This window comes from Sphingopyxis indica, from assembly GCF_032879645.1.
Lineage (GTDB): Bacteria > Pseudomonadota > Alphaproteobacteria > Sphingomonadales > Sphingomonadaceae > Sphingopyxis > Sphingopyxis indica.
The window spans coordinates 371,512-385,178 of the sequence record NZ_CP076394.1; the positions used below are offsets into that span (position 1 = coordinate 371,512).

The window sequence follows — 13,667 nt, forward strand, 5'->3', positions numbered from 1 at the left end:
TTCGGCCAATGGCCGAAGTTTATCCTGAGCGCCCGCCAGGGCAGTCGAAGGGCTCGGGGATGCGGAATTGAAAATGGCTGGCTCGATCACCGCGGCACTTCCTCGCGCTCGAGCAGCGCGGCGACGACCTGTTCGACGCTGCGCCCCTCGATCTCGGCCGCGGCCGACAGGATGACGCGGTGGCGCAGCACCCCGGCGGCGAGGCGCTGGACATCGTCGGGGATCGCATAGTCGCGCCCGTCGAGCGCCGCGGTGGCGCAGGCGGCGCGCGCGAGCAGGGTCGCGGCGCGCGGGCTTGCGCCGCATTCGAGGTCGGCGCTCTCGCGCGTCGCGCGGACGAGGCGGACGATATAGTCGACGATCTCGTCGGCGAGCCGGACCTCGGCGATCGTGTCGATCGCGGCGGCGATCGCGGCGGCGTCGGCGATCCGCTCGACCCCGAAGTCGGCGACCGCGGGGCTTTTGAAGCGCCCGCCATGGTCGGCGACGATGCGCCGTTCCTCGGCGGCGTCGGGATAGTCGACGACGAGCTTGAACAGGAAGCGGTCGAGCTGCGCTTCGGGAAGCGGATAGACGCCCTGCTGCTCGATCGGATTCTGCGTCGCGAGCACGGTGAAGCGCGGGCTCATTGTATGCGGCTCGCCATTGATCGTGACGCGGCGCTCCTGCATCGCCTCGAGGAGTGCCGCCTGCGTCTTGGGCGGGGTGCGGTTGATCTCGTCGGCGAGCAGCAATTCGGTGAAGATCGGCCCCTTGGTCAGGGTGAAGCTCGACGTCTGGAAGTTGAACAGGTTCGATCCCAAAATGTCGCCGGGCATCAGGTCGGGGGTGAACTGGATACGCCCGAAGTCGAGCCCGACCGCGCGCGCAAAGGCCTGGGCGAGCAGCGTCTTCGCGGTCCCCGGCGGACCTTCGAGCAGCACATGGCCACCCGCGAGCAGCGCGATCGTCACCATGCGCGTGAGGCCCGCCTGTCCGAACACCGCCTTCGCCACCTCGCGCTCGATCGCGGCGCCGAGCGCAGCCACGCTTCCGATCCTGTCAGCTGTCACGCAATAAATCCTTTCTGATGTCGTGGAGCGCCTGCGCGTCCTCCAGAAATTCGTGGGGGCTTCGCGCGAGCGGCAGCCGCCGCGCGAGCGCCGAAAAGGGCTCGCGTCCGGCGGGAAGGTGCTTGTCGATCCAGCCGTCGGTTTCGGCCTCGTCGAGGCCCGCGGGCGCGTGCAGCCGCCGCGCGATCGCGCCGCGCTGGTTCGCCACATAGGCGCGCGCGCCGTCGAGATCGCGCCCCGCCTGCGCGATCAGCTCGGCGCTGTTCGCGATCAGCGCGGCCTTCGAGACCGGGATCGCGCGCGCGGGCCGGAGCGCCGGGCCGAAGCGCATCCACGCCTGCCACAGCGCGAGCAGGCCGGTGGCAATGACGCAAAGGGTGATGCCGATGAAGGGCGGCACGAAGGCAAAGCGGAGCAGCGAGCGCCCGCCGCCGAAGCCGGCGAGCGTCAGGTCAAAGGCGAAGCCGCTCGCATTCGCATCCTCGCCGACCGCATCGAGCAGCAGCGCCGCGCCGCGCGCCTTGTCGCGCGAGGCGAAAGCGAAATTGTCGATAAGGTCGGGATCGGCGAGGATGTAGAGATCGGCGTCCTTTGCGCGCGCAAGCAGAGCGCCGCCGCCAGGTGCGGCGATCAGCGTGTCGAGCGCGTCGCCCTTTATCGTCTGCACCTGGTTCGGCAGGATCAGTTCGATCGCGCGCCCCGCGACCTCGCCGCGCACCCGTTGTCCGCCCGCTCCGCGCGGCCCGAGTTCGACGGCGCCGAAGCGCGCTTCGGGGAGCAGGCGGAGCGGCGGCGGCACCGCCATCGCCGGGCCGGACCAGCCGGGTTTTTCGGCTTCATTGGGGATCGGCAGCGCATACCATTTGGGCAGGATCACCAGCGTCGGCGCGCCGCCCTGGGCGTTCAGCAATTCGGCGACCTCGCCGGGCTGTGTCTGGTGCGTCGGGGTCAGGATCAGCAGCGGCTGATCTCCGCCGCCATAGCGTTCGGGTCGGCGGCGCAGTTCGACTTCGGCGCCCGCGCGCTCGAGCAGATCGACGATACCCGCAAAACCCGGCGCGCCGCGCGAAAGGGCATGGCCCTTGCCGTCGTTGCCGCTCCTGAGATCGGGGCCGAGCGCGATCAGCGCCCACAGCGCGATGAAAGCGACGATGCCGACGGCGATCACGCCGCCGATCAGCCGCGGGTCGAACGCCCGTTCGTTCGCCGCCGTGCCGCTCATGCGCGCGCCCAGCTTTTGGGCACGGTCAATTCGGCATAGGCGCTGCGGCAGCTCGTCCATGCCTCCGCGTCGATCGCGCGGCCCCCGAACAGGCTGATCTCGACCGCGCGTGCGATGCGGCTGAAGGCGCCGCGCGCAATCGCGGGCAGGTCGCGCGCGTCGGCGAGCTCGCGCGAGGTCATCGCGGGGCGCACGAGTCCCGGACGGCGCGAGTCGATATCCTCGATGCTGCGATAGAGCAGCAGGTGGACGGCTTCGGCGAAGCGCCCCGCCGCCGCGAGCGCATCGGCCTCGGCGAGCAGCGCGCGCGCGGCGCCCGCTTCGACGACGCCTTCCTCCTCGGCCTCGGCGCCCTTGCGGCGCAGCAAGGGCAAGCTGTCGACCCAGCGCGTGAAGGCGGGGACGAAATGATAGAGCAGCACGAGCGCCAGCGCCGCTATGGCGAGCCACAGCAGCGGCTTGTAGGCGGGCTGCGCCCATTCGAGGAAATCGCGCAGCGCGGCGAACAGCGAGCGCAGCCATTCGGGGGTTTCGGGCGCCGGGGGCGGCGCCGGAAGGCTGGTCTGGATGGTGCCGCCCGCGATCGTCTGACTATAGCCGGGATCGACGAGTTCGGGGTCGATCAGCCAGCCCTCGCCGACGGGCGCGGCCGCAGCCGCCGCGAGGACGAGCGGCGACATCATGTTGAAATTCCGGCCTCGCCCCGCATGGTCATCGCGCCAACAGGTAGCGCGAGGCGGCGCGCCAAGGCAAGAGATGCTTGCGCCGGCAACGGACGCGCTCTAGCCCCGCGCGATATGGTTGCAGCGGCAACCTTGTGGCCGGCAGGAGGACAGGCGTGGACGCGGCGCAGGCGGTGCATGAGAAGTTTCTGGCGGCGCTCGCGGAGGGGCGGCTGGCGCGCGCCGCCGATGCCCCCGATCCCGCCGCGACGGGGCTCTCGCGTGCCGAGGCCATCGACATCTTCCTATCGCAACTGACCAGCCGCCAGATGGACCGGCTGTCGCGCACGCTGCAGGCGCGGGGCGAGGGCTTCTACACGATCGGTTCGTCGGGGCACGAAGGCAATGCCGCGGTCGCGGCGGCGCTGCGCGTCACCGATATGGCCTTCCTCCATTATCGCTCGAACGCCTTTCAGCTCCACCGGGCGCGGCAGCTTCCCGGCGGGACCCCGACGTGGGACATGCTGCTGAGCTTCGCGGCCTCGTCCGAAGACCCGATTTCGGGCGGGCGGCACAAGGTGATCGGCTCGAAACCGCTTGCGATCCCGCCGCAGACCTCGACGATCGCCTCGCACCTGCCGAAAGCGGTCGGCGCCGCCTTTTCGATCGGCATCGCGCGGCGGCTCGGCATGACCGATCTTCCGCTTCCCGGCGATGCGGTGGTGCTCGCGAGCTTCGGCGATGCGTCGGCGAACCATTCGACGGCGCAGGGCGCGTTCAACACCGCGGGCTGGACCGCCTATCAGGGGACGCCGATGCCGCTGATCTTCCTGTGCGAAGACAATGGCATCGGCATTTCTACGCGTACCCCGGCGGGGTGGATCGAGGCGCAGTTCCGCAACCGCGCGGGGCTCCACTATATCCAGTGCGACGGCACCGACATCGTGTCGGCCTATGCGGGCGCGAAGGCGGCGGCGGACTATGCGCGCGGCACGCGAAAACCCGTGTTCCTGCACATGAGGGCGGTGCGGCTCTACGGCCACGCGGGGTCGGACGTGCAGGGCGCCTATCTGCCGAAAGCGCTGATCGAAGCCGACGAGGCGCGCGATCCGCTGCTCGCCGGCGCCGCGCTGATGACGCAGCAGGGGTGGATGACCGCGTCAGAGGTCGCCGAGGCCTATGAGGAGATCGGCGGGGCGCTGGCGCGGCAGGCCGAAGCGGCGATCCAGCGCCCCAAGCTGACGACGAGCGCCGCGGTGATGGCGAGCCTGATCCCGCCGAAGCGCGATCTGCCGCGCGCGAACACCCCGTCGGACGAGGATCGCGCCGCCATGTTCGGCAGCGACGCCGCGGCGATGGACAAGCCGATGCACATGGCGCGCCTGCTCTCGTGGGCGCTCGCCGACCTGATGCTCGCGCACAAGGAGATCGTCGTCGCGGGCGAGGATGTCGGGCCCAAGGGCGGTGTCTATAATGTCACGGCAAAGCTCCACCAGCGCTTCGGCTCGGCGCGCGTCGTCAACACGCTGCTCGACGAACAGGCGATCCTCGGCCTCGCGATCGGCATGGCGCACAACGGCTTCCTTCCGATGCCCGAGATCCAGTTCCTTGCCTATGTCCACAATGCCGAGGATCAGATCCGCGGCGAGGCCGCGACCTTGAGCTTCTTTTCGAACGGCCAGTACAGCAACCCGATGGTGATCCGCATCGCCGGGCTGGGCTATCAAAAGGGTTTCGGCGGCCATTTCCACAATGACAATAGCCTCGCCGTCTTCCGCGACATTCCGGGCGTCATTCTTGCCGTGCCGTCGAACGGGCGCGATGCGGTGCAAATGCTGCGCGAATGCGTGCGTCTGGCGCGCGAGGAGCAGCGCGTCGTGGTCTTCGTCGAACCGATCGCCCTCTATATGACCCGCGACCTGCACGAAGAGGGCGATGGCCTCTGGACGAGCGTTTACGAGGCGCCGGGCGAGGGGGCGCCGATCCGGCTCGGCGATGTCGGGGTGCATGGCGACGGCAGCGATCTTGCGATCGTCACCTATGGCAACGGCACTTATCTGTCGCGCCAGGCCGAAAAATTGCTCGCCGCCGATGGGGTGAGGGCGCGCGTGATCGACCTGCGCTGGCTCGGCCCGGTCGATGAAGCGAAGCTCGTCGCCGCGGTCGGCGACGCGCGGCGCATCCTGATCGTCGACGAATGCCGCATCACCGGCTCGCAGAGCGAGGCGCTGATGGCGCTGTTCACCGAGCGCCTGCCCGATCGCAAGCTCGCACGCATCGCCGCCGACGACAGCTTCATTCCACTCGGCAAGGCGGCGACTTTGACCCTGCCGAGCCGCGAATCGATCGTCGCCGCGGCGAAGGCGCTGCTGGCATGAGCGGCCGCAAGACCGCGCTCGTCGTCGCGCCGGGGCGCGGCACCTATGGCAAGGGCGAACTCGGCAGCATCGCGCGGCTGCACGGGCGCCGCTTCGCCGGGCTGATCGCCGATTTCGATGCGCAGCGCCGCGCGCGCGGCCAGCCGACGGTGACCGAACTCGACGGCGCCGAACGCTTCAGCGTCGCGACGCACATGCGCGGCGACGTCGCGGCGCCGCTGATCTATACCGCGACTATGCTCGATTTCCTCAGCATCGACCGCGATCGGTTCGACGTCGTTGCGGTCGCGGGCAATTCGATGGGCTGGTACAGCGCGCTCGCGCTCGGCGGCGCGGTGTCGGTCGAGGACGGCTTTCGCATCGCCAATGCGATGGGCCTGAACAGCCAGACGCACGGGCCCGGCGGGCAGATATTGCTCCAGATCGTCGACGAGGACTGGCGGCCGGTGCCGGGACTACGCGATGCGCTGCTCGGCCTCGCCGACGAAATCGCGGCGCGGCCCGGCCACGATCTTGCGCTGTCGATCGACCTCGGCGGGATGCTCGTGCTCGCGGGCAATGAGGAGGGGCTTGGCGCGCTGCTGGCCGGGGTGCCGCCGACGCCGGGGCGCGATCCGCTGCGGCTTGCGGGGCACGGCCCGTTCCACACGCCATTGATGATCGGCAGTTCACAGAAGGCGAAGGCCGAACTCCCGTCCTCGCTCTTCCGCGCGCCTGCGCTGCCGATGGTCGATGGTCGCGGCCACGTCTGGCGCCGCTTTTCCTCCGACCCCGATGCGATATGGGACTATAGCTTCGGCCACCAGATCCTCGCGCCCTATGATTTCGCGGGCTCGGTACAGGTCGCAGTCAAGGAATATGCGCCCGACGTCATCATCCTGCCCGGCCCCGGCGACACGCTCGGCAGCGCGATCGCGCAATCGCTGATCGGCATCGGCTGGCAGGGGCTGACGGGCAAGGCCGATTTCGCTGCGCGGCAGACGGAGGATCCGATCCTGCTGGCGATGGGGCGCCCCGATCAGCGTGCGCGCGTGGTGGCCGACGAATAGGGCCGACCGGGAGGTGGGCTCCCGGCCGGCCCTGTGGGTGCGCGGCCAGGTGGGGAAGGCCGCGCGGAGGCGAACGGCAGCGCCCTTGGGGACCAACACAGGGGCGGTGGGCCGTTCGATATACTTATAGGATGGCCGCGCCGCGGCTGGCCGGATGCGGCGCGCATCAAGCGCCATTTCGGATCGAAAATCCCGCCTGCGCCTGTTCGGCGATGAAGGCGAGGCGGAGCAGTTCGGCGACATTGGCGGCGCCTGCGCGGCGCATGATGTTCGCGCGATGAACCTCGACGGTGCGCGGGCTGAGGTCGAGCCGCCGCGCGATCGCCTTGTTGCCGAGCCCCGCGGCGAGCGATTCGAGGATGTCGCGTTCGCGCGGGGTCAGTGCCGCGAGCCGCGTTTCGGCGTCGCGGTGCGCGGCGGCCGCCCGCCGCTGCGCATGCCAGTCGCTCAATGCCGCGTCGATCGTGCGCCGCACCAGCCGCGGGTCGAGCGGTGCAGGCAGCAAATCGTGCGCGCCGCCGCGCAAGACCGCGCGCGATTCGGCGATGCTCAGCCGTTCGGCGGCGACGAAGGCGACGAGGCCGGGGCAGGATGCGATGCGATCGAGCAGCGCGCCGCCGCTCACCTTCCCCGGCTGGCGCCAGCGAAAAAGCAGAATGGCGTCGCCCGGGTCGGGCTCGGCTTCGAGCCACGCGTCGGCGCTCGCAAAGCTCCGCACCACCCGCGTCGTCCCTGCGGCGATCGCGCGAAAGCAGGCGGCGCGCTCGGTCGCGTCGGGCAGGATCAGATGGATATGGCCCCCCGTCTCGGTCATGCCGCCATGGTGTCGCAATCCGCGCGGCAGGCCGAGCATGATCGCCTCGGCTTCGGCGCCGGAATGAAGCGATCGGCGGGGCCGGCAGTGGGGGCGGAGACCCCCGATTGACATGCGGCGCCCGCTCGTCTTTATGAAAAAGGAATTATTAAAGCGCTTGCAGGGGCCGATCGACGATGAGACTCAACCTTCCCGGTCGGGATCGCCGGCCGCCTGCAACGAGCGGTTCCGAGGCGCGCGACGCCCGCCTGACGCTCAGCCTGTCGGGAACGAACCTCGAGCGCGCGGGCGACTATAATCAGCGGATCGTGCTGCAGGCGATCCGCCTCAGCGAAGAAACGACGCGCAGCGAACTCGCGCGCGTGACCGGACTGACCCCGCCGACGATCGCCAATATCACCAAGCGGCTCGAGGATCTGGGGCTCGTCAAGCCCGCGGGGCGGCTTCAGGGCCGGCGCGGCCAGCCGGCGATGCGGATCGTCATCGACCCCGACGGTGCCTTTTCGATCGGGCTCAACATCGACCGCGATCATATCACGCTGGTCACGCTCGACCTCGCGGGCCGCATCCGCAGCCGGCAGACGCGCGAGATCGCCTTCGCGCTTCCCGAAATGGTCGTCGGCTATGTGCGCGACGTGCTTCCCGACCTGCTCGACGAAGGCGGCGTCGACCGCCGCCGCATCCTCGGCGTCGGGGTCGCGCTTCCCGACGATCTCGGACGGATCGCGCTGCCGCATCGGCCCGCGGCCTATGACGCGTGGAACGGTATCGACCTCGGCGAATTGCTCGGCGAGGTGCTGCCCTGGCCGCTCCACGCCGACAATGACGCCGCGTCGGCGGCGCTCGGCGAGGTGCATCTCGGCAATGGCATCGCGCTGCCGAGCTTCTTCTATCTCTTGATCAGCGCCGGGCTCGGCGGCGGACTCGTCATCGACCGCAGCTATGTGCGCGGCGCCGATGCGCGTTCGGGCGAAATCTGGGCGATGCCCGACCCGGCGCGCGGCGCGGGCGCCAATGTGCAGGACACGGTGTCGCTCTCGGCGCTCTACGCCCGGCTCGAGCAAGCGGGGCACGCGGTCGACCGGCCCGAGGCGCTGGTCGACGGGGCGGGCGGCAAGGATGCGATCATCGGCGGGTGGCTCGACGATGCCGCCGATGCGCTCGTCCAGCCGCTGATCGCGGTCAACTGCCTGATCAATCCGGCGGCGATCCTGATCGGCGGGCGGCTGCCGGGCAGGCTCGCCGACGCGCTCGTCGAACGGCTCAACGCGCGCATGGCCGAACGTCAGCTTCCCGTCGTCGCGCCGGTGCGCCGCGCCGAGACCGCCGACGACGCCTCGGCGATCGGCGCCGCGATCATCCCCTTCCTCGACAATGTGCTGCCGTCCGAATCGATCCTGATGCAGGCGGGGCGTTAGAGCGTGATCATCTTTGACTGAATAAGCCGTGTGCTCCCGCGAAGGCGGGAGCCCATCTCCTGCCGGCTCCATCTTGAACCCGCCGGAGATGGGTCCCCGCCTTTGCGGGGACACACGAACTTTCTCAAGCGCTTCATTAAGAGGCGATCGCGCTTTAGGCGCTCTCCATCCGTTCGGCCATCGCGTCGAGATCGACTCCGCGCGTTTCGGGGAAGATCGCCGCGACGATGATGAACTGCGCGATCATCGCGGCGGCGAAGAGGACGAAGGGCGCGCCGGGCGACCAGGCGACCAGAATCGGAAAGACGCCCGCGATCAGTGCGTTCATCAGCCAGTGGGTGCTTGCGCCGAGCGCGCTCCCCCGCGCACGCACCGGCGTCGGAAAGACTTCGGAGATATAGACCCAGATCACTGCGCCCTGACTCGTCGCGAAAAAGGCGATGAAGCCGACCAGCGCAGGCAGCATCAGCGCATTTGCTAGCGTGCCGAACAGCACGCCCGCGGCGATCGACAGGCACAACGCCATCCCCGCCGCGCCCGCGAGCAGCAGCGTCTTGCGCCCGATCCGGTCGATCAGCGCCATGCCGACGAGAGTGAAAATCAAATTGGCGAGGCCGATCAGCACCGCCTGCCGGTCGGGCGACAGCGATCCCGCGCGCGCGAAGATGTCGTTGAGATAATAGAGCACCGCATTGATGCCCGCGAGCTGGTTGAACATCGCGACGAGGACCGCGAGCGTCATCGGGCGGCGATGGCGGCGCCACGACAGTTTCTCGTTCGGCGGATCGCGCATCAGCGCTTGCTCGACGCGTGCCAGTTCGGCGGCCGCGGCGTCGGGCGCCATGCCGATGCGCGCGAGCGCGTCGCGCGCTTCGCTGGCGCGTCCCTTCACGACCAGCCAGCGAGGGCTGTGGGGAATGGCGAAGAGAAGGACGAAGAAGAGCAGCGCGGGCGCGGCGGTGATCCCGAGCTTCCACCGCCAGCCGGCGCCGCCGTCGACAAGCCCCGCGATTACCGCATTGCTGAGATAGGCGGTGAGGATGCCGATGACGATCATCAGCTGGAAGAGTCCGACGAGCAGGCCGCGCCGCCGCGGCGGCGCGATCTCGGCGATATAGACGGGGGCGAGCACCGACGATCCGCCGATCGCGAGGCCGCACAGAAAGCGAAAGAACAGGAACAGCGTCCAGCCAGGCGCCAGCGCGCAGCCGAGTCCCGCGACGAAATAAAAGGCGGCGAGCACGCGCAGGCTGTCGCGGCTCCCGAAGGCGTCGCCGGGCTTGCCCGCGAAAAGCGCGCCCGCGAGGGTTCCCCACAGCGCCGCCGACACGGTCAGGCCGAGCGTCTCGGGGGTGAGCGCGAAAAGGAGCGTCAGGTCGTGCGTGACCCCGGCGATGACCGCAGTGTCGAACCCGAAGAGCAGGCCCGCGAGCGCCGCGGTGCCAATCGCGGCGGCGAGCGTGATGCGTCCGCCTTGCGGCGATCCGGCTTCGTTTTGATTTCCGTGCAGCTCACCCGTCATTGTCTCTCCCTCGACCCTCATAGGGGGCTCTTCTGGGGCGACCGGCATGCGCTCGCCATCCGGCGATCATGGCACAAGGGCCCGGCTGAGAAAATAAATTAAATTCCATTATTGTCTTGACGGCAAGACCGCGCGCGGGGCAGGTTTGCGCAAAACGGGGTCGGAACGCCGACGGGCGGCGGTGCCGCGCACCCGAATGAACCGCCGAAAGACGAAAGGGAGAGTGTCGTGCCGGCAAAGCTGCTAGCGACCCATCGCGTCGAAAAACCCTGGGGGCGCCGGCGCCTGTGGGGCCCGTTTCCCGACGCGCCGGCCGATGGCGAACCGGTGGGCGAAATCTGGTTCCAGGCGCCGGGTGACAGCACGCCGGACCTGCTGATCAAATATCTTTTCACCAGCGAGAAGCTGTCGGTGCAGGTGCATCCCGACGATGCGCAGGCGCAGGCGCGTGGGCTGACGCGCGGCAAGGATGAATGCTGGCTGATCCTGGGTGCCGAACCCGATTCGACGATCGCGGCGGGGACGAAGCGGCCGGTCGATGCCGAAACGCTGCGCGCCGCGGCGCTCGACGGCAGCATCGAAGCGTTGCTCGACTGGAAGCCGGTCAAGGCGGGGGACTTCCTCTACGCCGCGTCGGGCACGGTCCATGCGATCGGCGCGGGCATCACCTTGATCGAGGTGCAGCAGAATTCCGAAACCACTTATCGCCTCTATGACTATGGCCGGCCGCGTGCGCTGCATCTGGACGATGGCGTCGCGGTCTCCGACGCGCGGCCCTATGTGCCCTATGCTTCGCCCGGCAAGGTTGAAGAGGGCCGCAGCATCCTCGTTGAAGGGCCGAAGTTCGTGCTCGAACGGCTTGGCGGCGGCGATCGCACGCTGGCGTTGCCCGAAGGCCTCACCGCATGGCTGATTCCGGTCGTCGGCAGCGGCGAAGCCGACGGCACCGAATTCAAGGCCGGCGAATGCCTGGCGCTCACCGGCACCGTTCGCCTTGTTGCCGAAGACCATGCCGACCTGCTGCTCGCCTATCCGGGCGCGCAGCGGCTCGGCGACTGAATCAAGACAAAAAGGGAGGATATAATGACCGACGACAGGGGCGGCGCGCGGGCGCCGGGCAGGGCGGGGCTGGGCAAGAGAGCGGCGATGCTGCCCCTTATGCTCGCCGCTTCGGCGGCTACCGCACAGACCGGCGGGATTACGCCGGTCGATCTCGCCGATCCGCTCGTCGGCACCGCGCCGCTCGACAACCCGGCGGTGATCGGCAATGCGCCGCCGCCGGGCGAGCCCGTCTATTCGGGGCAGACCTCGCCGGGCGCGCGCCTGCCACACGGCTCGGTCGAGGCGGCGCCGGTCAACAATAATATCGAACTGCAATATCCGAACGGCGTGCCCGTCCCCTATTATTACACCAATCCGACGATGATCGGCTTCACCGGCGGGGGCGGACCGACCTATGGCGGCAATGCCGAGCCGATCATCATGCCCGTGGTCGGCGACTGGTCGCCGCCCCCCGCCTACAGCCAGTCATACTATGACAAGGCGCGCGAAAAGGCCGCGCCGGGCTATTATTCGGTGTTCCTCGACAGTTTCCGGACTCGCGCCGAGCTTACGGCGACGCGCTGGGCAAGCCTGATGCGCTTCACCTTCCCCGAAAGCCGGCGCGCGCACGTCGTCGTCAACTTCCCGCGCCATGGCGGCACGGTCGAGGTCGTCGGCGACCGCATGATCCGCGGCCGGTCGAACGAGAGCCGCGGCGTCGACGGCGCCTGGTTCGTCGCCGAATTTTCAAAGCCCTTCGTAAAGCTCGGCACCTTCCGCAAATCGCCCGGCGACAATGAAGGCTGGGGCATCGGCAACAGCGACGTCCAGCCCGGCACGCGCAGCCTGTCAGGCAGCTACGCCGGCGCCTATGTCGATTTCGCGACCGCGGCGGGCGAGCAGGTGCTGGTCAAGATGGCCCACGGCACCAGCTACGAACAGGCCGAACAGCGATTGAAGGCCGAGATTCCCGGCTGGGATTTCGACGGCGTGCGCGCTGCCGCGCGCGGCGAATGGGCGCAGCTTCTGAACCGCGTCCGCGTGACGGGGGGCAGCGAAAAGCAGCGAAAGCTCTTCTATTCGACCTTGTTCCAGTCTTTCGCTTCGCCGCGGCTGATCGCTGCAAAGGGCGAAAAATTCGCCGACACCAATGGCAAGGTGCAGGTCGCCGCGCACGACCGCTACAGCCCGGTTCCCTTCTGGGACACGGGGCGCAACCAGATCGTGCTGCTCGAGCTGATGGAGCCCGAGGCGGTGAAGAATATCATGGCGTCCGAACTCGATATGGCGCGCGAGAAGGGGTATATGAACACCTCCTTCCACGGCGACAATGCGGTGTTCCTCTATTTGGGCGCGTGGGAGCGCGGCATCGAGTTCGACTATGAAGCCGCCTATGACTATCTGCGCAAGAATGCGACCGATCCAAAGGGACCGCGCGGCTATCTGGCCGAATATATGAAGCGCGGCTGGATTTCGGACATCGTCCCCGACCACAATCCCAGCCCGCCCTATGCCGGGGGCAAGGCGGGCGCGGCGACGACGCTCGAATATGCGTGGGACGATTATGCGCTCGCGCTGTTCGCCAAGAAGCTCGGCAAGGATGCCGACTACCGGATGCTCCTGAAGCGCGCGGGCAACTATGCCAACGTCTTCGACAAGTCGATCGGCTTCGTCCGCGGCCGCACCGACGACGGCCAGTGGATCGCGCCCTTCGATCCGGCCGAGCCCTATTACAACTTCATGATGAAGGAGGCGTCGGGTTGGTCGACCCTGTGGCTCGTGCCGCACGACGTGCAGGGGCTGATCGAGCTGATGGGCGGGCGCGACGCCTTCAACGCCAGGCTCGATCAATTTTTCACCCGGCCCTATAATCCGACCGGAATCTGCCGCGACTGCACGGGGGTGATCGGCCAATATGTGCAGGGCAACCAGCCCGACCAGCAGGCGCCCTATTATTACAACTGGAGCGGCCAGCCGTGGAAGACGCAGGCGCTTGTGCGGCGCATTCTGGCCGAAACCTATGGCAGCGACGCGAGCGGCTACGGCTATCCCGGCATGGACGATCAGGGCGCGACCTCGTCCTGGTATGCGCTGAGTGCGCTCGGCTTCTATCCGGTCGACCCGTCGAGCCAGCATTATATCATCGGCAGCCCGCTCTTCGACGACGCGAGCCTCGACATGGGCAACGGCAAGACGCTGCGCATCGTCGCGAAGAATAATTCGGCCGCGAACGTCTATATCCAGTCGGCGACGCTGAACGGCAGGCCGTGGACCAGGCCGTGGTTCAGCCACGACGATATCAAGGACGGCGCAACCTTTGTCTTCACCATGGGGCCGAGGCCGAACAAGAGCTGGGGCGCCGCGCCCGACGCCGCGCCGCCGTCGATGTCGCGCCGCCGCTAAGGCCGCGCACCGACCACATCCTCCGCACCATGCGCGGAGGCCGAGCCCGGGACCGCTTACCCCCCCCTCTGGTCCCGGGCTCACCCGCCACCCGCCGTTCCAAGGA

General features: G+C 68.5%; 10 protein-coding genes. 5 read left to right on the forward strand and 5 right to left on the reverse strand.

The genetic code is table 11. From position 1 onward, the window contains the following. Positions 1-86: 86 nt before the first annotated feature. The 3 genes from KNJ79_RS01805 to KNJ79_RS01815 are packed head-to-tail and all read right to left on the reverse strand — an operon-like array spanning position 87 to position 2,957. A complete protein-coding gene (locus KNJ79_RS01805; RefSeq protein WP_317152551.1) occupies positions 87-1,052 on the reverse strand; it encodes an AAA family ATPase in 966 nt (321 codons plus the stop codon). Continuing rightward, on the reverse strand, positions 1,042-2,274 hold the full coding sequence (locus tag KNJ79_RS01810; protein WP_317152552.1) for a DUF4350 domain-containing protein: 1,233 nt from the start codon (positions 2,272-2,274) through the stop codon (positions 1,042-1,044). Before KNJ79_RS01810 ends, KNJ79_RS01805 begins: the two co-directional genes overlap by 11 nt. Then, entirely contained in the window at positions 2,271-2,957 is a 687-nt protein-coding gene (locus tag KNJ79_RS01815; RefSeq protein ID WP_317152553.1) for a DUF4129 domain-containing protein, read from the reverse strand. Before KNJ79_RS01815 ends, KNJ79_RS01810 begins: the two co-directional genes overlap by 4 nt. Before the next feature lie 155 nt (positions 2,958-3,112). Here KNJ79_RS01815 and KNJ79_RS01820 point away from each other — a divergent pair, with 155 nt between their 5' ends. Together KNJ79_RS01820 and KNJ79_RS01825 are read left to right on the forward strand one after the other, a co-directional pair. Then, positions 3,113-5,314 carry a thiamine pyrophosphate-dependent enzyme gene (locus KNJ79_RS01820; protein ID WP_317152554.1) on the forward strand — a complete coding sequence of 734 codons (2,202 nt, stop codon included), beginning with the start codon at positions 3,113-3,115 and terminating at the stop codon, positions 5,312-5,314. Beyond that, complete coding sequence (locus tag KNJ79_RS01825) at positions 5,311-6,363, forward strand: ACP S-malonyltransferase (RefSeq protein WP_317152555.1); 1,053 nt, start codon at positions 5,311-5,313, stop codon at positions 6,361-6,363. Before KNJ79_RS01820 ends, KNJ79_RS01825 begins: the two co-directional genes overlap by 4 nt. A 166-nt stretch (positions 6,364-6,529) precedes the next feature. Here the strand turns inward: KNJ79_RS01825 and KNJ79_RS01830 are convergent, their stop codons facing one another. Then, positions 6,530-7,177: a response regulator transcription factor gene (locus KNJ79_RS01830; protein ID WP_245836804.1), complete on the reverse strand. Its 648-nt coding sequence runs from the start codon at positions 7,175-7,177 to the stop codon at positions 6,530-6,532. A gap of 176 nt (positions 7,178-7,353) precedes the next feature. On the opposite strand from KNJ79_RS01830, the gene KNJ79_RS01835 reads away from it, so the two are divergent. Further along, positions 7,354-8,595: an ROK family transcriptional regulator gene (locus tag KNJ79_RS01835; protein WP_317152556.1), complete on the forward strand. Its 1,242-nt coding sequence runs from the start codon at positions 7,354-7,356 to the stop codon at positions 8,593-8,595. A 154-nt stretch (positions 8,596-8,749) separates the two neighbouring features. On the opposite strand, the gene KNJ79_RS01840 is transcribed toward KNJ79_RS01835, so the two are convergent. After that, positions 8,750-10,117, reverse strand: a complete 1,368-nt coding sequence (locus KNJ79_RS01840; protein ID WP_317152557.1) for a sugar porter family MFS transporter — start codon at positions 10,115-10,117, stop codon at positions 8,750-8,752. 228 nt (positions 10,118-10,345) lie between these two features. On the opposite strand from KNJ79_RS01840, the gene KNJ79_RS01845 reads away from it, so the two are divergent. Both KNJ79_RS01845 and KNJ79_RS01850 read left to right on the forward strand, forming a co-directional pair. Continuing rightward, entirely contained in the window at positions 10,346-11,176 is an 831-nt protein-coding gene (locus tag KNJ79_RS01845) for a class I mannose-6-phosphate isomerase (protein ID WP_317152558.1), read from the forward strand. 24 nt (positions 11,177-11,200) lie between these two features. Next, a complete protein-coding gene (locus KNJ79_RS01850) occupies positions 11,201-13,561 on the forward strand; it encodes a GH92 family glycosyl hydrolase (RefSeq protein WP_317152559.1) in 2,361 nt (786 codons plus the stop codon). The last annotated feature ends 106 nt before the right edge of the window (positions 13,562-13,667 follow it).

Bases quoted from the DNA above. Each gene is read 5' to 3' on its own strand.
- KNJ79_RS01810 (WP_317152552.1), bottom strand. From the start codon at position 2,274: ATGAGCGGCACGGCGGCGAACGAACGGGCGTTCGACCCGCGGCTGATC.
- KNJ79_RS01815 (WP_317152553.1), bottom strand. From the start codon at position 2,957: ATGATGTCGCCGCTCGTCCTCGCGGCGGCTGCGGCCGCGCCCGTCGGC.
- KNJ79_RS01825 (WP_317152555.1), top strand. From the start codon at position 5,311: ATGAGCGGCCGCAAGACCGCGCTCGTCGTCGCGCCGGGGCGCGGCACC.
- KNJ79_RS01830 (WP_245836804.1), bottom strand. From the start codon at position 7,177: ATGACCGAGACGGGGGGCCATATCCATCTGATCCTGCCCGACGCGACC.
- KNJ79_RS01835 (WP_317152556.1), top strand. From the start codon at position 7,354: ATGAGACTCAACCTTCCCGGTCGGGATCGCCGGCCGCCTGCAACGAGC.
- KNJ79_RS01840 (WP_317152557.1), bottom strand. From the start codon at position 10,117: ATGACGGGTGAGCTGCACGGAAATCAAAACGAAGCCGGATCGCCGCAA.
- KNJ79_RS01850 (WP_317152559.1), top strand. From the start codon at position 11,201: ATGACCGACGACAGGGGCGGCGCGCGGGCGCCGGGCAGGGCGGGGCTG.